19 protein-coding genes are annotated in these 21,420 nt (G+C 63.9%); 6 read left to right on the top strand and 13 right to left on the bottom strand.

Annotated elements, in window-relative coordinates:
* Positions 1–97: 97 nt before the first annotated feature.
* Positions 98–1,207, bottom strand: coding sequence for a hypothetical protein (locus RHIBR816_RS0113580; protein WP_018237099.1), 1,110 nt, complete (start codon positions 1,205–1,207; stop codon positions 98–100).
* Positions 1,197–2,504 carry a lipopolysaccharide biosynthesis protein gene (locus RHIBR816_RS0113575; RefSeq protein ID WP_026186963.1) on the bottom strand — a complete coding sequence of 436 codons (1,308 nt, stop codon included), beginning with the start codon at positions 2,502–2,504 and terminating at the stop codon, positions 1,197–1,199. Before RHIBR816_RS0113575 ends, RHIBR816_RS0113580 begins: the two co-directional genes overlap by 11 nt.
* A gap of 211 nt (positions 2,505–2,715) precedes the next feature.
* Between RHIBR816_RS0113575 and RHIBR816_RS0113570 the strand changes: the two genes are divergently transcribed.
* On the top strand, positions 2,716–3,429 hold the full coding sequence (locus tag RHIBR816_RS0113570) for a class I SAM-dependent methyltransferase (protein ID WP_018237097.1): 714 nt from the start codon (positions 2,716–2,718) through the stop codon (positions 3,427–3,429).
* A gap of 1 nt (position 3,430) precedes the next feature.
* A complete protein-coding gene (locus RHIBR816_RS0113565) occupies positions 3,431–4,549 on the top strand; it encodes a hypothetical protein (RefSeq protein WP_018237096.1) in 1,119 nt (372 codons plus the stop codon).
* A 19-nt stretch (positions 4,550–4,568) separates the two neighbouring features.
* Here RHIBR816_RS0113565 and minE read toward each other — a convergent pair whose 3' ends face one another.
* From minE to asnB, 7 genes are all read right to left on the bottom strand, one after another.
* A complete protein-coding gene (gene minE, locus RHIBR816_RS0113560; protein ID WP_015887983.1) occupies positions 4,569–4,829 on the bottom strand; it encodes a cell division topological specificity factor MinE in 261 nt (86 codons plus the stop codon).
* Positions 4,826–5,641 (bottom strand): septum site-determining protein MinD, encoded by an 816-nt coding sequence (gene minD, locus RHIBR816_RS0113555; RefSeq protein WP_018237095.1) that lies wholly within the window; start codon positions 5,639–5,641, stop codon positions 4,826–4,828. The genes minE and minD overlap by 4 nt, the downstream gene beginning before the upstream one ends.
* 33 nt (positions 5,642–5,674) lie before the next feature.
* Positions 5,675–6,424, bottom strand: coding sequence for a septum site-determining protein MinC (gene minC / locus RHIBR816_RS34120; protein WP_018237094.1), 750 nt, complete (start codon positions 6,422–6,424; stop codon positions 5,675–5,677).
* Positions 6,425–6,718: 294 nt separating this feature from the next.
* Positions 6,719–7,726, bottom strand: a complete 1,008-nt coding sequence (nadE, locus tag RHIBR816_RS0113535) for an NAD(+) synthase (RefSeq protein ID WP_018237092.1) — start codon at positions 7,724–7,726, stop codon at positions 6,719–6,721.
* Positions 7,723–9,270, bottom strand: a complete 1,548-nt coding sequence (locus tag RHIBR816_RS0113530) for a class I adenylate-forming enzyme family protein (protein WP_018237091.1) — start codon at positions 9,268–9,270, stop codon at positions 7,723–7,725. Before RHIBR816_RS0113530 ends, nadE begins: the two co-directional genes overlap by 4 nt.
* 28 nt (positions 9,271–9,298) lie before the next feature.
* Positions 9,299–9,562 (bottom strand): acyl carrier protein, encoded by a 264-nt coding sequence (locus RHIBR816_RS0113525; protein WP_018237090.1) that lies wholly within the window; start codon positions 9,560–9,562, stop codon positions 9,299–9,301.
* A 22-nt stretch (positions 9,563–9,584) separates the two neighbouring features.
* Positions 9,585–11,522 (bottom strand): asparagine synthase (glutamine-hydrolyzing), encoded by a 1,938-nt coding sequence (asnB, locus tag RHIBR816_RS0113520; RefSeq protein ID WP_018237089.1) that lies wholly within the window; start codon positions 11,520–11,522, stop codon positions 9,585–9,587.
* A 346-nt stretch (positions 11,523–11,868) separates the two neighbouring features.
* On the opposite strand from asnB, the gene RHIBR816_RS38875 reads away from it, so the two are divergent.
* From RHIBR816_RS38875 to RHIBR816_RS34110, 4 genes are all read left to right on the top strand, one after another.
* Positions 11,869–11,991 (top strand): hypothetical protein, encoded by a 123-nt coding sequence (locus RHIBR816_RS38875; RefSeq protein ID WP_084811259.1) that lies wholly within the window; start codon positions 11,869–11,871, stop codon positions 11,989–11,991.
* Positions 11,992–12,367: 376 nt separating this feature from the next.
* Positions 12,368–12,532 carry a hypothetical protein gene (locus RHIBR816_RS37955; RefSeq protein ID WP_198294142.1) on the top strand — a complete coding sequence of 55 codons (165 nt, stop codon included), beginning with the start codon at positions 12,368–12,370 and terminating at the stop codon, positions 12,530–12,532.
* A 133-nt stretch (positions 12,533–12,665) separates the two neighbouring features.
* Positions 12,666–13,943: an efflux RND transporter periplasmic adaptor subunit gene (locus tag RHIBR816_RS0113505; RefSeq protein WP_018237086.1), complete on the top strand. Its 1,278-nt coding sequence runs from the start codon at positions 12,666–12,668 to the stop codon at positions 13,941–13,943.
* Positions 13,944–13,982: 39 nt separating this feature from the next.
* Complete coding sequence (locus tag RHIBR816_RS34110) at positions 13,983–17,096, top strand: efflux RND transporter permease subunit (protein ID WP_018237085.1); 3,114 nt, start codon at positions 13,983–13,985, stop codon at positions 17,094–17,096.
* On the opposite strand, the gene uxuA is transcribed toward RHIBR816_RS34110, so the two are convergent.
* The 4 genes from uxuA to RHIBR816_RS0113480 are packed head-to-tail and all read right to left on the bottom strand — an operon-like array spanning position 17,097 to position 21,390.
* Entirely contained in the window at positions 17,097–18,293 is a 1,197-nt protein-coding gene (gene uxuA / locus RHIBR816_RS0113495; RefSeq protein WP_018237084.1) for a mannonate dehydratase, read from the bottom strand.
* A 47-nt stretch (positions 18,294–18,340) separates the two neighbouring features.
* Positions 18,341–19,411 (bottom strand): L-idonate 5-dehydrogenase, encoded by a 1,071-nt coding sequence (locus RHIBR816_RS0113490; RefSeq protein WP_371259053.1) that lies wholly within the window; start codon positions 19,409–19,411, stop codon positions 18,341–18,343.
* Positions 19,408–20,814: a TRAP transporter large permease gene (locus RHIBR816_RS0113485; protein ID WP_018237082.1), complete on the bottom strand. Its 1,407-nt coding sequence runs from the start codon at positions 20,812–20,814 to the stop codon at positions 19,408–19,410. The genes RHIBR816_RS0113490 and RHIBR816_RS0113485 overlap by 4 nt, the downstream gene beginning before the upstream one ends.
* A gap of 3 nt (positions 20,815–20,817) precedes the next feature.
* A complete protein-coding gene (locus RHIBR816_RS0113480) occupies positions 20,818–21,390 on the bottom strand; it encodes a TRAP transporter small permease (RefSeq protein ID WP_026186960.1) in 573 nt (190 codons plus the stop codon).
* Positions 21,391–21,420: the final 30 nt, after the last annotated feature.

Here is a 21,420-nt window from a genome sequence, read left to right as displayed (position 1 = left end):
GAGCACTGCCCCTGCTTGCCGCACCGTCTGTTAAGACTTAGGAGCGCAGGGTGAATATTCCGTTAAGTCTTCCCAGCGATCGGCAACCTTTGCGGGCTCAGAAATCGGTCAACAACCGGCTCCAGCTTTCGGATGCGAGGCCGCCGATATAGATGTCGTTGCCGAGCGCCGCCGCCTTCACCTCCGCGTGGCGGGTGACCATGCAGAAATAGCCGCGGTGGCGGAAAAGCAGCCATCGCTGACGCGAAATCGCGTTCATCAGGAACGGCTGCGCCATGCCCCGGGCGGCGGCATAGCCTTCCGCATCGAGGCAGGCGAACATCGCCGCCGTGACCTCGGCCTCGCGTCCTTCCTCACAAAGCACATTAAGCACGCTGGCCATGCCTCTGGGTTTTCCGAAGAAAAGGAAAGCGCCGATGGTGCGACCGTCTTCATGGATGACCTTCCTGCACTGCAGCGTTCCGAGGCACTTGTTCATCGAGGCGACGTTAAAGAGCCAATCGAACTCGGATTTTGACCAGGAGGGGCGGATCGAAAAACGCCGCAGCATCGGTGCGGCGCACAGGCGAAATTCATCCAGACTTGCCGGCTTCACCTGGCATCCAGGCGCTGCCGTTGGCTTCGATGACAGGCTCAACCGCCGCAGCACGTGGTCGAACGACCGCAATACGCCGAGGACGACGCGCGTCCGGAGGATCGGGATGCGCCGGCCGGCGATAACGGCGGCTGCCGTCAGCGGCCGGAAAAAGCGCTGCCATTCGAGGCTCTGGATCGGCAGGATGACGCCGCCGCCGGCAACGCAATGATCGGCACTTACCGGAGAGGAACTGTCGGAAAAGCAGAGGTCCTGGCGAGCCGCGCGCACGGTGCGGGCGAGACGCGCCGCGCCGGCCGCGCCTGCCTTGCCGTCGACCATGAAGGCGCAGAGGAGGCGGGCCACGATCGGGCGGTCATTGACAGTGAATTCCATCGGGACCGACAGAATGGCGCTGTCGATCTCGCCGGCGCTGTTCTCATGCACGATGCTGCCCTGTTCAGGGGCATAGAACGGGCTCCCAAAAAAGACGGTCTCGATGTATCGGCCGAGATCCACCCCGGGCGCGCGATCGCGTCTACGAAAGACCTTGCTGAACAGCCGCCCGACCGCCGGGATATCGCTGCGTGCCATGGCGCGCGTGCCGGCAATCTCGCGCGGTTCAACTCCCATGCGTTATACCCGCCTCTGCCCGCTCCCGGTCGCGCCGCACGAAGCGCAGGAAAACGCTCCAGGTGGCGACGACCATGGCGATCTCGATGACATAGAAGGAGACGAAGGTGCCGGCCGGCGGCGCATACCAGCTCGCCCCGGCGGCAAGGCCGGCACCAAGAATACTTCCGAGCCCCATGACTGCGGCGCGCGCCGCGTGATAGCCCGAGGCGCCCAGGGCCTCCACCGCCACTGACCAGATGGCGAGCGGCACGACAACCCACGAGAGGTCTCGTACAAAGCCGACCAGGGAGACGTATTCGTGCCCGAACAGATAGGGCAGCACCGGCGCCAGCACGAAGACAGTCAGCGCCGCTGCAAGGCTGATGCCGGTCGCGGCGGCAAGTACGCGAAGAACCCGTTGCAAGGCGTGGTGCAGGCCCGCTGTCGTGAGGCGTGCCGAACCCGGATAGATGAGGCGATTGAGCGCCTCGACGGACAGGAAGCTGCTCTCGAGCATCCGCCGTGCGACGCTGTAGCTCGAAACGATCTCGGCTGTGGTGACGAGGCTCAGGACGAGCAGGTCTGCGTTCTGCCTGAGGGCGCGCAGAATAAACGGAATGCTGAAATAGAGGCCCTGCGGCAATTCTTCCCGGACGATCCGGTAGCGCGGTGCGCCGAGATCCTTGATCGCCCAGGCGCAGGCCACAGCCACCAGCACGTGGCAGATGAATTGCCAGATGGCGAAGGACGCAACCGTCGAGACGCCGAAAGCCAGGCATGCGAGCGCCGCAGCAATGGTACGCGCCACGGCGAAGCCGACGACCACCTTGTTCGCACGGGCGAAGTCGGAATGGGCGATGAAGATCTGTTCGGCGAGGACGATGACGCGGACCAGGACGATGTTGGTGACCAGCATCAGCGCAATCGCCGCAAAGTTGGCAATCGGATCCGATGAGAGCGCGAAGAAGAAGGGAAGCGTCACGGCGCCGGCCAGCACAAGGACGAACCCGCTTGCAGCTGTCAGCAGGATGTTGTGGCCGAGCATTTCCGGATAGATCGCGCGGTCCCTGGCGACGCGCCGCACAAGGCATTCCATGGCGCCCAATCCGCATAGATGGACTGCGATGCTGGCGATTGCAGTGATGGCGACAAAAACGCTGAACTCGTCGACGCCGAGAAAGCGGGCGAGGATCGCGAAGGTGAGAAGCTGCGCCGCGGAGCTGAGCACCAGGCTTCCGCCGGATGCGACATAGGACAAAATCATCGGCAGGAAAAGCTTGTAGCCGCGCGATTCCGTTAAGCCTTCCGAAGACATCCAATCTGCCTTGTCGATATTGCGCCCCAGGGGTCGGGATCCGGAGCTGGCGTTGCCTCCCGCCATACCCCTTCACCGATCTCGGCACACACTATCGGACAGAGGTGTTTGGCCGGTTAACACACCTCCGACAATTGCATTTCAGCTTCCGTTTACCCGAGTGCGCTAGTGTCCGCGTCACCAAACACCATCCGCAACCGAAGGAGCGTTCGTGCTGCAGGTCGACAATCTTGCTGACGCCAGCCGGGCCGGCGGCCAATCGCCTCGCCTCGTTCGCTTCATGGACATCGAACTCGAACTGGCGCCCGACGTCCTCGTGCCACGCGAAGAGACCGAATTGCTCGGCCGGAACGCCGTTGCGCGGCTTCGCGACGAGGCCGGACCGGCGACGGTTGTCGATATGTGCTGCGGCTCGGGCAACCTCGCCCTCGGGATTGCCGCAGCCGTTCCGCTTGCGCGGGTCTGGGGCGCGGACTTGACCGACAGCACGGTTGCGCTCGCCCGCCGCAACGCCGAGCGCCTGTCGTTGCAGGAGCGCGTCCTGATCCGGCAAGGCGACCTGTTCGCGGCGCTCGAAGGGGACAGGCTCGAAGGCCGGGTCGACATGATCGTCTGCAATCCGCCCTACATCTCGACCTCCCGTCTCGAAGGCGACAGCGCCCATCTCCTCGAGAGCGAGCCGCGCGAAGCCTTCGACGGCGGTCCCTATGGCATTTCCATCCACCAGCGGCTGATCCGCGATGCCGTCACCTTCCTGAAGCCGGGCGGCTGGTTGCTGTTCGAATTCGGCGAGGGGCAGGAACGGCAGGCGGCAGCCCTCCTCGCCCGCGCCAAGGCCTACGAGGCCATGAGCTTCGCGCATGACGCGCAGGGAAAGCCGCGCGTCGCCATCATACGCAAGTTGAGCGCGGACGAGGTCCGGTGAGATGAGCGACATCCGTCCGCTCGAAAACGCCGATATTCCGGCCGTTGCCGGCCTGTTTCAGAAGATTTTCCGCAACAGCAACCAGGCCGCGCCGCCTGCACTCGTCGATTATCTGCGCCGCTTGTACCTCGAAGCGCCCGGCTATGACCCCGAGATCGCACCGCTCGTCCATGTCAACGACAGCGGCTGTATTTCCGGCTTCGTCGGCGTCAATGCGCTGCCGATGAGCTACAACGGCAGGCGTCTGCGCGCTGCGATCTGCGGCTCGCTGATGGTCGAAGGCCGCGACAGCGACCCGATGGCCGGTGCCCGGCTCCTGAAAGCTTTCCTCGCCGGACCGCAAGACCTCTCTTTCAGCGAAACCGCCAGCGAAGTCTCGACGCAAATGTGGACTCGGCTGCGCGGCACCGTCCTGCCGCAATACAGTCTCGACTGGATACGCGTCCTTCGCCCGGCCAGCTTCGCGCTCGACCTCGTCGCCCGCCGCATCGGTCCGGCGCGTGCGCTTCATCCGCTGGCGCGGGCATTCGATGAACGCCATCGGGGAAAAATGCGGCGCGGCGACCTGCGTTGGTCGGCCGTTCCCAAAGAGGGGAATCTGCCCGGAACGCTCCAGGTCGAAGATGTCGATGCTGGATCCTTTGCGGACCTGTTCGCGCCGCTGACCAGGCAATATGCCGTGCAGCCTGCCTGGGCGGAGGGCCAATTTGCCTGCATTCTGAGAGACGCAATCGAAAAGCCCGAATTCGGCGAGCCCCGCTTCGTCGCCGTCAAGACGCGCACCGCCGCACCGGTCGGAGCCTTCTTCTACCATTTGAAACCGGGGGGAACCGCGCGGGTTCTGCAGTTGCTTTCGCTGCCTGGGCAGGCAGGCCCCGTCCTCGATTGTCTGATCGATCACGCAGCCGCCCGCGGCGCCGTCGCAGTTCGCGGCCGCACCCAGCCGGCGCTCCTCGAAGCGATGATGGGCCGCCGCATCGGCTTCGTACACGCCGCCTCAACCGTCGTGCATTCCCGCGAGGAGGAACTCGTCGACGCCTTCCGTCACGCACGCGGCTTCGTGAATGGCCTTGCCGGAGAGCATTGGAGCCGCCTGATCGGCGGCTCCTTCGATAATTAATTAGGTCGACGCGGCGCTGTCAGGCCGCGCGCACCGCGTTCAGCGGGATCTCGATATCGACTTCCAGCGTCGAAACGGTCTCGCCGCGGTCCATCTTGACGGTGACCTTGTCGCCATCCACCTGGACATGCTTGGCGATGACGGCGAGGATTTCCTCCCGAAGCTTAGCCACGAGATCCGAGTGGCCCACGGAGGCTCGCTCGTGCGCAAGCAGGACCTGCAGACGTTCGCGCGCGGTCGGCGCCGACGTCTGTTTGCTGAAGAAACGGAATATGCTCATGCTGCCCTCCGTCCGAACAATTTGCCGAGAAGCCCGCGCCTCTCGCCCGGAATGGTCATCGGCACCGTTTCGCCGGCAATCCGGCGGGCCGCGTCGAGATAGGCGAGCGCCGGAGCGCTGCGGTTGTCGGCAAGCGTGACCGGTGCACCGAGGTTGGAAGCCTTGAGGACGTCCGTGCTTTCAGGGACGATGCCGACCAGCGGGATCGACAGGATCTCGAGCACATCGTCGACCTTCAGCATGTCGCCGCGCTCGGCGCGGGCCTGGTCATAGCGGGTCAGCAGCAGGTGTTTTTCCACCCGCTCCCCGCGCTCGGCCCGCTCGGTCTTGGCGTCTAGAAGGCCGATGATACGATCGGAGTCGCGCACCGACGAGACCTCCGGATTGGTGACGATGACGGCGATGTCGGCGTGCCGCATGGCGAGCGTCGCGCCGCGCTCGATGCCGGCCGGGCTGTCGCAGATGATCCAGTCGAAGTGCTTCTTGAGCTCGGTCATCACCTTCTCGACGCCCTCCGGCGTCAGGCTATCCTTGTCGCGGGTCTGCGAGGCCGGGAGCAGGAAGAGCGTGTCGAGCCGCTTGTCGCGGATCAACGCCTGCGGCAGCTTGGCATCGCCCTGGATGACGTTGACGATATCGTAGACGACCCGGCGCTCGGCGCCCATGACGAGGTCGAGATTGCGCAAGCCGACGTCGAAGTCGACGACAACCGTCTTCTCGTTTCTCTGCGCCAACGCCGCGCCGAGCGCGGCGGTCGATGTCGTCTTGCCGACGCCACCCTTACCCGATGTAACAACGATTACTTTCGCCATCTTCCCGCTCCTGTATGCTGGCCGGCCGCCGGCTCAGTTAAGTCTCTCTGCCATGATTGAATCGCCTTCCAGCCAGAGCTGGACAGCCTGTCCGCGAAGGTTGGGGGCCATGTCCTCTGCCGTCTTGTAGACGCCGTCGATGGCCAGGAGCTCTGCTTCGAGGCGGCGGCAGAAAATGCGCGCCGAAGCATTGCCCACCGAACCGGCGAGCGCCCGTCCCCTGAGCGTCCCGTAAACATGCACCGATCCGCCGGCGATGATTTCCGCACCCGAGGCGACCGAGCCGACGACGGTAACGTCGCCTTCCGGGAAGATCACCGACTGTCCGGAGCGTACCGGCTCGCGGATGACGATCGATGACATCCCCCGCGCCGCTTGCGGCTCCGCCGACACGTCCGGTGCCGTCGCCTTGGGCGAAGCGGTCCCAACCGGCTCGATGCTCGGCCCGTCCGGAATCTCGATGTCCGGAGCCGGGCGCCCGCCCTTCATGGCCGGCGGCATCCCGGGCTCGAAAAGCGACGGGCGGCCGCCTTCGATGCCCATGATCCGAACGTTGCGCTTGCCGAGCTCGTCGATCAGCTTCTTGAGCTCAGCCCGATCGATTTCGAGGTCTGCGACGTCGAGAACGACCGGTCGCCCCAGGAAAAACCCCGCGGATCGCGAGGCCAAATCGTCGAGTCGGGTGAGCCAGGCGTCGAGCGGCGGCTCCGGTGAAAGCACCAGCGCCAGGAACGAGCGGCCCTTGATGCGGATCGAGCGGGTGTCTGTTAGCACTTTGGTCATCTACGTTAATTTTTCGTTGCCTAGATGTAGGCGAGTCACGGTTAACAAATGGTTAATTTCGCTATCCTGCACGGAGCTGGAGTGCGGGTGCGTTCGGTCGAAAAATGTCTTGGAAGAGAACCTGCAAGAAGCAAACGCAGCGCGCCGACGTCGCCCGCGCCGCCATGCTTATCGCTCTGAAAGTGCTTAGATAAATGCGATTCAGACGCCTCGCCCCGGCGGCGAACGCTGGGCGAGACGTCGAAAGCTCTGCTCAAACAGACGGCTGGACAAAGACGCGTCCAGCGCTATGCCTCAATCGCCGATTTCAGCGACCGGCTGCACAAGCTGCGGCCCAAGGTGCAGGTAGCGAGTCGCCTTGCGCTTGGCGGCGATATCCGCCCAGACGCGTTCCACCTGCACGACCGATAGATTCGCTGCGCGCCCGACCTCTTCAGTGCTCAGGCCGTTATTGAGGCCATAGAGGCAGAGATCCATCCGCTCGTAGGGGAGCGAGAAGTAGAACTCTTCCTGCGTCTGCTCGAGCGAATAGGTATCGGTCGTCGGCGGACGGCGGCAGACTTCTTCCGGAACGCCGAGATGGGCGGCGAGTGCATAGACCTGCGACTTGTAGAGATGGGCAATCGGCTTGACGTCCGCCGCGCCGTCGCCATTCTTGACGAAAAAGCCCTGGTCGTATTCGAGCCGGTTCGGCGTGCCGAGAACGGCAAAGTTCAGCCGGTCGGCGTGGTAGTATTCGATCTGCTTGCGGGTGCGCTGCTTCATATTGGTCGCGGCGACGACGCCAAGATAGACCGAGGGCGACATGCGCAGCTTGGTGCGATTGCCCTCCGGATCCTGAACGACGAGGGAGGAAATATTGTAGCCGTCGCCTTCGAGCGCATTGGCGATGACGATTTTCGACGCCCAGCCCGGTCCATAGCCCGGCACCAGTTCGCGGATGAAGGCGTCGCGGCGCTGGTAGCAGCCCATGGCAGCGAGCGTCGGCCCGATGTCCTCGACCATCGCCTCGACGCCGAAAGTCTCGGCCACCAGCCGGCCGAGCCGGAGGCTTTCCGGGTCGGAATCATTTTCCGGCATGAAGAGGCAGAGGACGTTCCGGGCACCGACCGCACGAACGGCGAGCGCGACCGAAACACTCGAATCGATTCCGCCCGAAAGGCCGAGCACAAGCCCGCGTTTGCGCATGCCGCGCAAGTGCGCGCGCAAGCCCCCGACGATGCGCTCGGCTTCCGCAGCGTCGTCGATCTTCAAGCTATCGGCGGAGAAGGCGAACGTCTCCTGATCCGGACGGATGTTCATTCTGCTGCCTCCAATGTCTCGGCCGCCAGCCTGCGGCTCACCTTGCCCGTTTCCGTCTTCGGCAGCTCGGTGCGGAACTCGACGGTCTTCGGCACCATGAAATCCTCGAGGTGACGGGCGCAGTGGCGGATGATGTCCTTCTCGGTAAGCGCCGCGTCGGAGCGGACGACGAGCGCGCCGATCGCAGCCCCGAGCACCGGGTCGGGAATACCGATGACGACCGCTTCGGCAATTCCCGGATGCGCGTGAAGGACGGTCTCGACCTCCTTCGGCGCCACCTTCTCCCCGCGCGTCTTGATGATGTCGTCCTTGCGGCCGACGAAATAGAGGAAGCCCTCGTCGTCGGTGCGGAAGAGGTCGCCCGTATAGAGCACCTTTTCCCACGTGTTCGGACCTGGGCGCAGCATGCGTTCGGTGGCCGCCTCGTTGCGCCAGTAGCCCTGCATGACGTGCGGGCCGCGGATGACCAGTTCACCGGGGGCACCCGGCGGCACACGCTTGCCTTCCTCGTCGACGACGAAAGCTTCGGTGTTCGGAATAGCTATACCGACCGAACCCGGCCGGCCGTCGAGCTCCTCCGGCGGCAGGTAGGTGCAGCGCTTGCATTCCGTCAAGCCATACATGGAATAGAGCCGGGCGCTCGGGAAAAGCTCGCGCAGCCGCGCGATATGCACCGGCGGCAGCGCCGCGGCGGTGTTGGAGATGTAGCGAAGGCTCGGCAGGAAGTCAGGCTCGAGGTCGCGCATCTGCAGGATCATCGCGGCCATCGTCGGCACCAGCGGAAAGCCGGTGACGCCTTCGGCGCGGATCCGCTCGAAGATCGCCTGCGGGAAGGCAAAGGATTTTTCGAGGACGAGGGTGGCGCCGAGCCGGATCGCCATCAGCAACTGATAGAGGCCATAGTCGAACGCAAGCGGCAGGACGTTAAGAATGATGTCGTCCGGCGTGTTGCGCAGATATGTGGTGATCGACTCCGACGCCGCATCGATATTGCGGTGCGTCATCATCACGCCCTTGGGACGCCCGGTCGATCCGGACGTATAGATCAGCATGGCGAGATCGACGTCGATGCCGCCATGCAGGACGCGCAAGGGCTCAGCCTTCAGGCACTCTTCGAAGGAGGCCGAACCTTCCAGCGTGCTGCCGCCCGACGCCGCTGTCGAGCAGACGAAAAGCGGCACGGCGGGCGAAAGCGCGCGTGCTTCCGCAACGATCGGCATCAGCTTTGCCTGCGTCAGGATCGCTGCCGGCTCACAATCGGCAATGATATAGGCGAGCTTGTCGGCCTTCGTGGAGGCGTTGATCGGGCTGAAGGTCGCGCCGACCTTGAGGATGGCGAAGATCGCCACCGCCGCCTCCCAGCAATTGTCCATGAAGACCAGGACGCGGTCATTGGCATTCACGCCGCTTGCGGCGAGCGCAGCGGCGAGCCGGGACGAAAGGCTATCCAGTTCCTCGTAGCTCAGCCGCTTGCGATCGGTGACCAGCGCCGTCTTTGCCCCGTGGGCCGCGGCGTTCCTGATAAGGAATTGCTCGAACCGCATGTTCGTGATGCCCCCGCTCCGCCGTCGCTTACGCCGTGACCGGCACTGCTTTCGCCGCGATGAAGGCCGAGATGCGCGCCAGCGAATCGAGATTCGCCGGAACGATGTCGGCATCCGCCATCACGATGCCGAACTCGTCCTCGATGAAGGCGACGAGTTCGAGAACCCCGGTCGAATCGATGATGTCGTTCTCGATCAGCGAAGCGCTATCGGCAAGCTCGTAGGCGGTATCGCCGAAGAGAAAATTCTCGATGATGAAGGCCTTGACCTTCTCCCTGATCGCTTGCGTCATGATTTTTCCCTTTCCTTTCCCGTCAGGCCGCTTCGGCCTTGCGGATGCTGGTGCCCGTGAATGTCTGCAGCCACAGCTGCGTCGAGAGGATGCCGATGAAGGCGGCGTTGTCGCGGAAGCCCGAGGCCGGGCGCGCGCGGCATTTTTCGTAGAGCTTGGTCACCGCCCTGGCATTGAAGAGGCCGCCCGCGGCGACCGCCTCCTCGCTCAGGACGTCGCGGACGTAGCCAAGCTCGCCGGCGCCGCTGAAGGAATGGCTGTCGGGTGCGCGGTAGGGCTGCTTCACCCGCTTTCCGATGGCCGCCGGCAGAAGATCCTTCGTCGCCTCGCGCAGGATGTGCTTCTCCGTGAGGCCCTTGAGTTTCATCTCCGGCGGCAGCTTGGCGGCAAACTCGACAAGCCGATGGTCGAGGAATGGAAAACGGCCCTCGATACCGTGGGCCATCGCCATCCTGTCGCCCTGGCTCGATAGAATGTAGCCGGGCAACAGGAAACGGCTTTCGAGATACTGCGCCTGGTGCAGCGGGTGCCATCGGCCGAATTCCGGCGGCATCCGTTCGTTGAGTTCGGCAACGGCATCGTAGTCCTTCAGTTGCGCACGCAGGTCGCCGGAGAAGAACAGTTTCGTCGCAGCCGTCCCCTTGAAACGGGGGCGATGCGAGAAGAGCGGGTCGTCGAGCGGCTCGTCGCCGGCGCCGAAGAAGGCGGCGAGATATTCCGGCGACTGCTGCTTGAGGCCCGGCAGATAAGGATAGAGCTTGCGGAAGAGATGCGGCCGGATGCGCGAGCCCGGCTGGCGCCCGCAGAAACGGCGGACGCGCGCTTCCTTGAAGATGTCGTAGCCGGCGAAGACCTCGTCGGCCCCCTCGCCGGTCAGCACGACCTTCAGCCCGGCCTCCCGCACCAGCCCCGACAATTGGTAGAGCGGGGCCGGCGCCGTGCGGATGATCGGTCTTTCGGTGAAGCGGATGACGTCTGGAAAGACCTTGGCGATGTCGCCCTCGCGGCAGGCGATCGCATTGTGCTCGGTCCCGAGCGCCGCGGCCATTTCCAGCTGAAATGCGCTTTCGTCATGCTCGGCACTGTCGAAGGTGACGGAGAAGGTGCGAAGCCCCTGCGGTGCGATGCCGGCCGCAAGGGCCGACACGATCGAGGAATCGAGGCCGCCGGAGAGATAGGCGCCGACCGGTACGTCGGCCCGCATGCGGATGCGGGTCGCGTCCATCAGGAGCGCCCGCAACTCCTCGGCAGCACGTCGTTCGTCCACATGGCCGGGCGGCTGGCTCCGGTCCGGATATTGAAGCTGCCAGTAGGGCCGCGTCGTGACGCCACGCCGATCGACGATCATCAGGTGGGCCGGCTCGAGTTCGAGGATATTGCGGAAGGGCGTGCGGGGTGCGATCGGTGCCCAGAGGGTGAAGATCTGGTCGAGCGCGATCGGATCGATCTCCGCCTCGACGCCTGGCACCTTGAGAAGCGCCTTGATCTCGGAGGCGAAGTATAACGTGTTCCCCTGCATCGTATAGAAGAGCGGCCGCACCCCCATGCGGTCGCGCGCGAGCATCATCCGTTGGCGGCGGGCATCCCAGATGGCGAAAGCGAAATCGCCATTGAGCAACGACAAACATTCCTCGCCCATCTCGTCATAGAGATGGAGAATGACCTCGGTATCGCTCGAGGTGCGGAACCGGCGCCCCCTGGCGCGCAGCTGCTCCCTGAGCTCCACATAGTTGAAGATTTCACCGTTGAAGGCGATCGTCAGCTCGCCGCTCGCATCCGACATCGGCTGCTGCCCGTCGCCGAGCCCGACGATGGAGAGCCGCACATGGCCGAGACCGGCTTCGGGAACGGTGAAAATACCCTGCTCGTCCGGCCCCCGATGCGCGATCGCGGCCGTCATCGTCTCGAGAAGCGCCCTTCCGTCCCGTATCGAGCCAAAATAGCCGCTGAAGCCACACATGCAAAAATCGCTCTCACCGCCCCGCAATCGGGCTGAATGTATAGACCGAATGCCACGAGCAAGAGTTAACCCGCGTAAGGTTTCTCCGATGATGGTAAATTATTCAGAATCAGGAATATCGAAGGCGAGACTAATGGAGTAGTAGTAAGCAACAAGGCTCTCTGTGCGTTCAATTACTATTTTACGAAAATTTTATTGAATCTATACTTGTTGTCAGGCGCCAAGCTGACGACACCAAGGGTTTCGGCTGAGTCCGGTAAATTGCCGCGGAAGACGTGGTTTCCTCTTTGTTAAGAAAATCAGTTCAATCTTGAGGTTCGAAGCGCAATATCGCTCGGAGCGCATGATGAGCTACGACTGGACCGGCGAACGCACGCGCCGGATGAAAATGATGAGATATGGCATCGCCATCGTGCTGACGGTTGGCCTGATCCTCGGCGCCGCATCCTGGACTGTCCATTCCCTATAGAACTTTCCGCGCCGGCGATGCGGCGAGCGCCGCTGCTTGGACACGTCCCCTCTGCCTGATGTAACCTGTAGCTCGAATTGAGTAAATTTTAAACCTTGACGAGTGGCCGCGCCAGGAGTGGAATCCGAGCGAGGCGCAGTGCCTGAGGCCGTCGATCTCGCTGTTCCCCGCGCGGCGGCCTCACCAGCTCGAGGGGCGATAGGTGGACCCCGCCGCATAACCGATCAGCAGCTGCGCGGTTCACCTATTTGGCTGGCATCGTCGCCACTGGCGTAGGTCCACGCCTATCCGCCGTATCCGGAGATGGCATCGGAACTACAATTGCCTTTGCGTGTTTCGGGACACGGCGCAAGGAGGTCATATGCAGCCAAGATTCATGTCGACGGAGGCGTTCCTTCGCATCGAGAAGGAATGGCAGCGCGTACGGCGCGCGGTGCACCAGCTGGAGATCGAGACCAAGCGGCCCGAGGGGCAGAGTGTCAAAGACATCGCCGACTCCGATCTCGCCGACTTGCGATCAGGCCGGATTAAATCTTCGTAACCTATTGAAATAACACTGGACGCGGCCCCCGCTTATTCTCAATGCTGGTTGCGCTATCGGCGGCCATGGGGCCCCGATGCTCTTTGTGGACGAGATCACGACGATCCCGAGCCCACGAAAAGGAGCGCAATTGATGTCTGGCCGGGTCGTCATCGCTGCGGTTGCTGTGGGCTGTACGCTGGCTGGTATTGCCATGGCGCCGCTCGTGACGAGAATCGCGGGGATCGACCTGCTCGATACGGCCGCCGACGCCCATGTGGGCCGCCTCTCCGGCGAAAACAGCGGCAAGGCGACCCGCGGCTCCGGCCCGCAGCCCGTCGCAGTTGAAATTGCCGACGTCGAGCAGCAGGACTTCCCCGTCGTCATCAGCACCTTCGCCAATGTTCAGGCGCCGGATACGGTTGAAGTGAACGCACGCATTTCGAGCCAGATCGCCGGCATTCACGTGAAAGACGGCGACAGGGTCAAGGCGGGGGATCTCCTGTTCTCCCTCGACGACCGCGCCCTGCAGGCCGACCTCAGCCGCGACGAGGCGATACTGGCGAAGGACACGGCGCTCCTTGCCGACGCCACGGTCGAGCTCGACAGGGCCAAAACGCTACGCGACGACAACACAGGCACGCAGCAGGCCTATGACAGTGCCCTCTCGGCGCAGCAATCCGCCAAGGCCACGGTCGCAGCCGATCAGGCGACAGTCGAAGCGGACAAGGTGTCGATCGACCTGACGCGGATTCGCGCCCCGATCGGTGGGCGTCTCGGCGCCGTCCAGGTGACGGTCGGCGATCTCGTCGGCGCCACCGGCAGCGCTTCCACGACAAGCCTGGTCACCATTACCGCCATCGATCCGATCGAGGTCGCCTTTCATTTGCCCGAGAACCATCTGCAGGCGCTCAAGGCTCGGCTCGAATCCGGCGCCCCGCCCCACGTCACCGCGCGGCTCAGCGGCACTCAGGAGACCATCGGCACGGGCGTGCTCGACTTCATCGATTCCGCCGTCGATACGGCGACCGCGACGGTGTTGATGCGCGCCCGCTTCTCCAATGCCGAAGAGAAGCTTTGGCCGGGTCAATATGTTGACGTCGATATCGAGGCAAAGACCCTCACGAATGCGCCCGTCATTCCCGCCGTCGCGGTCCAGGTCAGCCAGAAAGGCGACTTCGTCTATCGGCTGAACGCCGATGATACGGTCGAGCTCCGTCCGGTGGTCGTCGCCGCCAACGACGGGCAGGAGGCAGCGATCAGTTCGGGGCTCGCGGCCGGCGACAGGGTCGTGACGGAAGGACAGTTGCATCTCAAGGCCGGCGACAAGGCGCGCGTCGTCCGACAGAGCGGATGCGCCCACGATGTTCGCGCCGCCGCTCTATCTGTTTGTTTTTGCCGCATTTGTGCGGCGTCAGGTGATTCCACCTGACTGCAAAATGCTGTAGCTGTCAGGTCATGGGAAACGGTCATGTCGATTTCCGAATTCTGCATTCGCCGTCCCGTCGCAACGCTGTTGATGTCGCTTGCGCTCGTCTTCGCCGGGCTCTTCGCCTATGCGGCACTGCCCGTTGCGGCGCTGCCGCGCACCGAATTTCCGGTGATCAATGTCTCCGCGACCCTGCCCGGCGCATCGCCCGAGACGATGGCGACCTCGGTCGCAACCCCGCTCATCAAGCAATTCAATACCATTGCGGGGATCGACAGCATATCGACGAACAATTCCCTCGGCGCGACGTCGATCTCCATCCAGTTCGCGCTCGACCGCGATATCGAGGCGGCGGCGGCCGACGTCCAGGCGGCGATTACCCGTACGCTGCGAACCCTGCCGCAGGACATGCCTTCCCCGCCGAGCTTCCGCAAGGTCAACCCGGCCGATGCGCCGGTGCTGCTTCTGGCCTTGAAGAGCGATACCGTGCCGCTCACCAAGCTCGATGCCTTTGCCCAGCAGGTGATCTCGCCGTCGCTTTCGACCCTCGAAGGCGTTGCGGAAGTCTCGATCTTCGGCAGCCAGCAATTTGCCGTGCGCATCGAGATCGATCCCGACGCCCTTGCCGCGCGCGGCATCTCGCTCACGCAGCTGCAGACCGCGATCGCCGCGGCAAACGACAATTCGCCGCTCGGCACGGTGCAGTCGACCGGGCGGCAGGTGACCATCGTCGCCGACACGCAATTGGAGAATGCCGCCGCCTTCTCGAAGGTGATCATCAAGACTGCGGACGGCAAGGCAGTCCGACTTGGCGACGTGACCAAGGTGATCGACTCGGTCGCCAACACCCAGACCGCAAGCTGGCATGACGGCGCGCGGGCGATCATCCTCGCCATCCAGCGCCAGCCGGATGCCAATACGGTGGCGGTCGTCGACAAGGTCAAGGCGATGCTGCCGACGTTCCGCCAGTCCCTGCCGGCGGGAGCGTCGCTGGAGACGCTCAACGACCGCTCCGTCTCCGTCCGGGGCGCCGTCGACGACGTCGAATTCACGCTGGGCCTGACGATCGCACTGGTGATCCTGGTGATCTTCATCTTCGTGCGCCGCCTGTGGGCAACGCTCATTCCGGCGCTCGCCGTGCCGATCTCGATCATCGCCACGTTCGCGGTCATGTATGCCCTCGGCTTCTCGATCGACAACATTTCCCTGTTGGCGCTGACGCTCTCCGTCGGCCTCGTCGTCGACGATGCCATCGTCATGCTGGAGAACATCGTCCGGTATATGGAGGAGAAGGGACAGGGCGCCTTCGAGGCAGCGATCGCCGCCTCGCGCGAAATCGGCTTCACCATCATCGCGATTTCGCTCTCTCTGGTCGCAGTCTTCATTCCGGTTCTGTTGATGGGCGGCGTGATCGGCAAAATCTTCAACGAGTTCGCCATCGTCGTCACCATTTCCATCCTCGCCTCCGCTTTCGTGTCCCTGACGCTGACGCCGATGCTGGCAGCGCGCCTGCCCGATAAATCCGCCGACGCCGACGACAGGCATGGCCTCGACGCGCGGCTCGAGCGCGGTTTCGAAGCACTCCTGCGTGGATACGAGCGGCTGCTGACCTTGTGCATCCGCGCTCGACTTGCGGTCCTCGTCCTGTTCCTGGCGAGCATCGGCGTGACCGCCTATCAGGCCGGCGCCACGCCGAAGGGATTCTTTCCGCAGGAAGATATCGGCCAGCTTCAGGTGACGACGCAGGCGCGAACGGACATTTCCTTCGCCGCCATGTCGGCGCTGCAGGCCAAGGTCGAAGACGTCTTCGCCCGCTCGCCCTATGTGGCGCATGTGGCAAGCTCGATCGGCTCGGGCGGGGCAGGCTCCTCCGCGCTGAACTCTGGCAGGCTCTTCGTCGAATTGAAGCCGAAGAACGCGCGGCCGGCGCTCCCTCAGGTGCTTTCCGAATTGCGTGTGGCACTCGCGAGTATCGCCGGCATCAGGGCTTATATCACGCCGGTGCAGAACCTCTCGGTCGGCGCGCGCAGCTCCGCCAGCCAGTATCAGCTTGTCGTCCAAAGCCTCGACCCGGCGGCCATGAACCAGTGGGCGGACAAGCTGACGGAGGCGATGCGCGACGACCGCGCCTTCTTCACCGATGTCAGCACAGACCTCGAGAACAATGCCCCGCAGGCACGTTTCGTCGTCGACCGCGACAAGGCCGCGGCACTCGGCATTTCGACGGACGTGCTGCGCTCGACGCTCTATGGTGGCTTCGGCTCGGAGCAGATCTCGACCATCTACACTTCCGGCGACAGCTACAAGGTCATCATGGAGGTCGATCCGGCAAGACGCTGGTCCGCCGCCACGCTTGCCGAACTGCAGGTGCCGACGGCCGACAACAGGCTGGTGCCGCTCGGCACCTTCGCGCGGGTCGATACGGTCGCCGGGCCGCTGACGGTCAACCAGCTCGGACAATTGCCGGCCGTGACGATCTCCTACAACCTGCCGGCCGGTGTGGCGCTCGGCAACAGCGTCGACGAAATCGGCCGCCTGAAGGCCGAGATCGGCATGCCGTCGGATGTGACGACCCGCTTCTACGGCACGGCGCAGCTTTTCCAGGATGCCGTCGCCAACCAGGCCTGGCTGATCCTCGGCGCGATCCTGACGATCTATATCGTGCTCGGCATTCTCTACGAGAGCTTCATTCATCCGCTGACGATCCTGTCCGGTCTGCCATCGGCAGCGTCCGGAGCGCTCATCGCGATCAGCCTTGGCGGCTTCGACCTGTCGATCATCGCCGTCATCGGGCTGTTGATGCTGATCGGCATCGTCAAGAAAAATGCGATCATGATGATCGACGTGGCGCTCTCACTGCAGCGCGAGGGCCTGCCCGCCGAGCAGGCGATCCACCGGGCGTGCCTGATGCGGTTCCGGCCGATCCTGATGACGTCCCTCGCCGCGCTCATGGGCACGCTGCCGGTCGCACTCGGCAGCGGCGCCAGCGCAGAACTGCGCCAGCCGCTGGGCGTCGCAGTCGTCGGCGGCCTGCTCGTCTCGCAGCCGCTGACGCTCTTCGTGACGCCGGTGATCTACCTCTACATGGAAGGCCTCGCCCGCGGCGTCAAGCAACTGTTCGGCAGGCGAACGCCGCGTCAGGCCGTGGTTCGGTGATCACGGCAGTCCATAGGTGGCGTGAGACAGGGCCCGTTCGATGCCGCGCAGTTCCGCCAATCCCTTCAGCCGCCCGATCGCCGGGTAGCCGGGCTGGGCGCCGCGGGTGAGATCGTCGAGGATCTCCTGGCCGTGATCCGGCCGCATCGGGATCTGGTGATCCGCCCGTCCGGCGGCGCGCCGGCGCTTCTCCTCGGTGAGCAGTTCGGCGATCACCGCCACCATGTCGGTGTGGCCTTCCAGATGCTCGTCCTCATAGAAGGAGCACGGTGTCCGTTCCTCCTCGCGGCGAACATTGCGCAGATGGATGAAATGGATGCGCGGCGCGAACTGGCGTACCATCGCCGGAAGGTCGTTGGCGGCCTGGGCACCGAGCGAGCCGGTGCAGAAGGTGACGCCGTTCGCCGGACTGTCGACCTCCTTGAGCATGAAGGCATAGTCCTCGGCGGTCGAGAGAATGCGCGGCAGGCCGAGCAGCGGCCATGGCGGATCGTCCGGATGGGCGCAGATATTGATGCCGACGCGTTCGGCAACCGGCGTCACCTCGGCAAGAAAATCGACGAGGTGGCGCTGCAGCCTGTCGCGGCCGATACCGGCATAGGTCTGCAGATGGTCGCGAAGCTGCACCAGGCTGTAACCATCGGCAGAGCCTGGAAGCCCGGCGCCGATATTGCGGGAGAGACTTGAGCGCCGCTCCTCGGTCATCTCGCGAAACCGTCGTTCCGCCGCCTCACGCGTCTCCGCGTCGTAGTCTTCGGCAGCCCCCGGCCGCTGCAGCAGATAGAGGTCGAAGGCAACGAAGTCGATCCGGTCAAAGCGCATGGCCTTGGCGCCGTGACGTGCGGTCCAGCGCAGATCGGTGCGCGTCCAGTCGAGCACCGGCATGAAATTGTAGCACACCGTGCGGATGCCGGCCGCGGCAAGGCGGCGCAATGTCTCCTGCCAGTTCAAAACGTGCTCGCGCCAGTCGCCGGTCTGCGTCTTGATTCTCTCCGAAACCGGAACGCTTTCGACCACCTCCCATTCCAGACCGCCGTCACGGACCTCGCTCTGCCGCTTCTCGATCTCCTCAAGCGGCCAGACGTCGCCGGTCGGGATGTGATGCAGCGCGCTGACGATGCCGTGCGCGCCGGCCTGCGCCGCGTCCTCAACGCTGACCCGGTCCACCGGTCCGAACCACCGCCACGTATGTCGCATGTCAACTCCTTCCAGGCGGGGCGAAAAGGCCGCCCGTATCCCGCTTCTCAAATTATCTCGGACGTGAATGTCAGCTGCACCTTGCAGGCAGCCGAACGGTCGCCCGCCTGCTCGAAAGCGATCACCGCATCCTCAATCGGAAACGCATGCGAAATGATCGGCCGAACGTCGATCCGACGTTCGCCGATCAGTTCGACGGCACGGGCGAATTCATCGTCGAACCGCTGCGACCCGATCCACCGCAGCTCCTTGCCGACCAGCGCGTTGAGCGGCAGGGTGATGTCGCCGGTCACGCCGACCTGGACGATCAGGCCGCGGGGTCTGACCGCTGCGATCGCGCCGCGTAGCGCCGGTTCGGCGGCGGAGCACTCGAAGACGACGTCGAACTCGCCCTTGTCGACCTCATACCCGGCGAGGCCCTGCGGATCGTTGCGGATATTGACCGCACGCATCGCGCCCATGGCCTTGGCCCGCTCGAGTGCCGCGTCGGCGAGGTCGGTCACGACGATCGCTTCCGCACCCGCGTGGCGGGCGGCCGCGACGACGAGTGCGCCGATCGGCCCGGCACCGGTGACGAGCACCTGCTTGCCGGTGAGGTCCCCCGCCTGCGCAACTGCATGGAGACAGACCGCCAGCGGTTCGGCGCAGGCCGCTTCGCCGGCGCTGACGAGCGTTCCCGCCGCGAAACACTGGGCGGCCGGAACGACGAGCCAGTCGCGGAACATGCCCTGCGTATGGGGCAGGCGCATGGCGCTGCCCATGAACTGCATGTTCAGGCAGTGAATGTTGAGCCCTTCCCGGCAAAAGCGGCAGGTGCCGCAGGGCTGGCTCGGGTTCACCACCACCAGTTCGCCGAGTGCCAACCCGGAGACCCCTGCGCCGAGTGCCGCGACATGTCCAGCGGCTTCATGGCCGGGTATGATCGGCTCCTGCACCCGGACGGGGCCGAAGCCGCCGTCCTGGTAGTAGTGGAGATCCGACCCGCAGATGCCGCCGGCCGCCATCTTCAAAAGGACCTCGCCTTCGCCGGGCTCGGCCACATCCGTCATTTCCAGCCGCAGGTCGCGTCCGCCGTAAAGCCGGGCGACTCGCGCTTGCCTGACTGCTCCTGCCATCATCGGATCAACCCGACCGCGCTCGGCAGCCATAGCGTCACCGCCGGAACGAAGGTGATCAGGATGAGCGCGATGAAGAGCGGCAAAAGCCAGGGCAGGATCGCCATGGTCGTCCGCTCGACCGAGAGCTTGGCCACCCTGGACAGCACGAAAAGCACCATGCCGAGCGGCGGGTGAAGCAGGCCGATCATCAGGTTGAGGGTCATGATCAGACCGAAATGCACCGGATCGATGCCGAACTGGGCCGTCAGCGGCAAGAGGATCGGCACGAGAATGGTGATCGCAGCAATGGTGTCCAGGAAGCAGCCGACGAAAAGCATGAGGATGTTCACCAGGATCAGGAACACCCACTTGTTGTCGGTGATCGTCAAGATCGCGCCGGAGAGCAACTGTGCGGCCTGACTGACCGTCAGCAGCCAGGCGAAGATCGAGGCGGCCGTGACGATGAACAGCACCGAGGCGGTCGTCTCGATCGTATCGAAGGTCGCCCGCGCCAGCGTCGACATCGTCATTGTCCGATAGCGGACCAGGCCCAGGAACAGCGACCAGAGGACGGCGGCGACGGCCGCTTCCGTCGGCGTGAACCAGCCCATCGTCATGCCGCCGATCAGGATCACCGGCGTCATCAGCGCCATGACCGCGGAGAAATCGAAATACCAGTCGAGCGCGAGCAGCACGACGAGCGCGATGCCGACAGCGACGTTCATCGACAGGCCCACCGACATCAGGAGATAGATCAGGATCGGCACGGACAGCACGACGACGATCTCGAGCGAAGCCGAAAGCAATCGCTTGATTTCGAAGGGCGTATCCGACCCCCAGCCGCGCCGGTAAGCGAAAATGGCGACCGTCACCATCATCAGCACCGTCATCACCACGCCCGGCACGATGCCGGCCATGAACAGCGCGCCGATCGAAACGTTTGCCATCATGCCGTAGATGACGAAGGGGAGCGACGGCGGAAAGATCGGCCCGAGCGTCGCCGATGCGGCGGTGACGCCGACGGCCGTTTCCACCGGATAGCCGTGATCCTTCATCGCCTTGATCTCGATCGTGCCGATGCCGGCGGCGTCGGCGAGCGCCGTGCCCGACATGCCGGAAAAGATCACCGAGCCGATGATGTTGACTTGCGCCAGTCCGCCCTTCATCCAGCCGACGAGCGCGACGGCGAAGGAATAGATGCGGCCGGTGACGCCGGCGGAGTTCATCAGGTTGCCGGCGAGGATGAAGAACGGCACCGCCAAGAGCGGAAAGCTCTCGACGCCGGCGATCATCCGTTGCGCCGCGATGATGTCGGGCGCGACGTTGTAGAACACCAGATAGAGGACCGACGCGACGGCCATCGAGATGGCGACGGGAACGCCGACCACCATCAATATCAGAAACGAACCAACGAGCAGGAGCATGGATCAGTCCTCGACCTTCTGGAATTCCTCGGGCTTTTCGAGAACCGAATAGCCGCGGCGTTGATTGGCGATGAAGACCTGGACTGAGCGGACAAGCATCATGACGAAACCGGCCAGGACGCTGTAGAAGACGATGTTGCGCGGCAGGTCGACGGTCACCATGCGTTCATGGGCGACGATCGCCACATACCGCCACATCAGCCAGCAGGCATAGGCAAAGAAACCGATGCGCACGAGATCGACGAAAATCGCCATCGCCCGCGCCACCGGTCGCGGGAAATAGTGGTAGAGCACGTCGACCTGGATGTGCCGGGAGACGCGCACGCACATGACGGAGCCGAGGAACACCACGCCGATCAGGCAGTTGGTGGCGATCTCCTCCGTCCAAGCGTAGGAATCGTTGAGGACGTAGCGGGTGAAGAACTGCAGGAACACGCATCCCGTCATCACCCAGAAGACGGCGAGCGTCACCCAGTCCTCGAAGGCATAGCTGGAAATATCCGCGGCGGGCGGAGCCTCGTCGAAGGAATGGGCGATTTCCTCCGGCGTCACTTGCAGATGGACTTCCTGTGACATGGCGATCATCCGGCATTTAAGAAACGGAAT

Origin of the sequence: Ensifer sp. BR816, assembly GCF_000378985.1 — a bacterium.
GTDB lineage: Bacteria > Pseudomonadota > Alphaproteobacteria > Rhizobiales > Rhizobiaceae > Sinorhizobium.
This window is presented reverse-complemented; position numbering and strand designations above follow the sequence as displayed.

Excerpts from the sequence above, each read along its gene's own strand:
- RHIBR816_RS0113580 (WP_018237099.1), bottom strand. The coding sequence starts at position 1,207 with ATGGGAGTTGAACCGCGCGAGATTGCCGGCACGCGCGCCATGGCACGC.
- RHIBR816_RS0113575 (WP_026186963.1), bottom strand. The coding sequence starts at position 2,504 with ATGTCTTCGGAAGGCTTAACGGAATCGCGCGGCTACAAGCTTTTCCTG.
- RHIBR816_RS0113565 (WP_018237096.1), top strand. The coding sequence starts at position 3,431 with ATGAGCGACATCCGTCCGCTCGAAAACGCCGATATTCCGGCCGTTGCC.
- minE (WP_015887983.1), bottom strand. The coding sequence starts at position 4,829 with ATGAGCATATTCCGTTTCTTCAGCAAACAGACGTCGGCGCCGACCGCG.
- minD (WP_018237095.1), bottom strand. The coding sequence starts at position 5,641 with ATGGCGAAAGTAATCGTTGTTACATCGGGTAAGGGTGGCGTCGGCAAG.
- minC (WP_018237094.1), bottom strand. The coding sequence starts at position 6,424 with ATGACCAAAGTGCTAACAGACACCCGCTCGATCCGCATCAAGGGCCGC.
- nadE (WP_018237092.1), bottom strand. The coding sequence starts at position 7,726 with ATGAACATCCGTCCGGATCAGGAGACGTTCGCCTTCTCCGCCGATAGC.
- RHIBR816_RS0113530 (WP_018237091.1), bottom strand. The coding sequence starts at position 9,270 with ATGCGGTTCGAGCAATTCCTTATCAGGAACGCCGCGGCCCACGGGGCA.
- RHIBR816_RS0113525 (WP_018237090.1), bottom strand. The coding sequence starts at position 9,562 with ATGACGCAAGCGATCAGGGAGAAGGTCAAGGCCTTCATCATCGAGAAT.
- asnB (WP_018237089.1), bottom strand. The coding sequence starts at position 11,522 with ATGTGTGGCTTCAGCGGCTATTTTGGCTCGATACGGGACGGAAGGGCG.
- RHIBR816_RS38875 (WP_084811259.1), top strand. The coding sequence starts at position 11,869 with ATGAGCTACGACTGGACCGGCGAACGCACGCGCCGGATGAAAATGATG.
- RHIBR816_RS37955 (WP_198294142.1), top strand. The coding sequence starts at position 12,368 with ATGTCGACGGAGGCGTTCCTTCGCATCGAGAAGGAATGGCAGCGCGTA.
- RHIBR816_RS0113505 (WP_018237086.1), top strand. The coding sequence starts at position 12,666 with ATGTCTGGCCGGGTCGTCATCGCTGCGGTTGCTGTGGGCTGTACGCTG.
- RHIBR816_RS34110 (WP_018237085.1), top strand. The coding sequence starts at position 13,983 with ATGTCGATTTCCGAATTCTGCATTCGCCGTCCCGTCGCAACGCTGTTG.
- uxuA (WP_018237084.1), bottom strand. The coding sequence starts at position 18,293 with ATGCGACATACGTGGCGGTGGTTCGGACCGGTGGACCGGGTCAGCGTT.
- RHIBR816_RS0113490 (WP_371259053.1), bottom strand. The coding sequence starts at position 19,411 with ATGATGGCAGGAGCAGTCAGGCAAGCGCGAGTCGCCCGGCTTTACGGC.
- RHIBR816_RS0113485 (WP_018237082.1), bottom strand. The coding sequence starts at position 20,814 with ATGCTCCTGCTCGTTGGTTCGTTTCTGATATTGATGGTGGTCGGCGTT.
- RHIBR816_RS0113480 (WP_026186960.1), bottom strand. The coding sequence starts at position 21,390 with ATGTCACAGGAAGTCCATCTGCAAGTGACGCCGGAGGAAATCGCCCAT.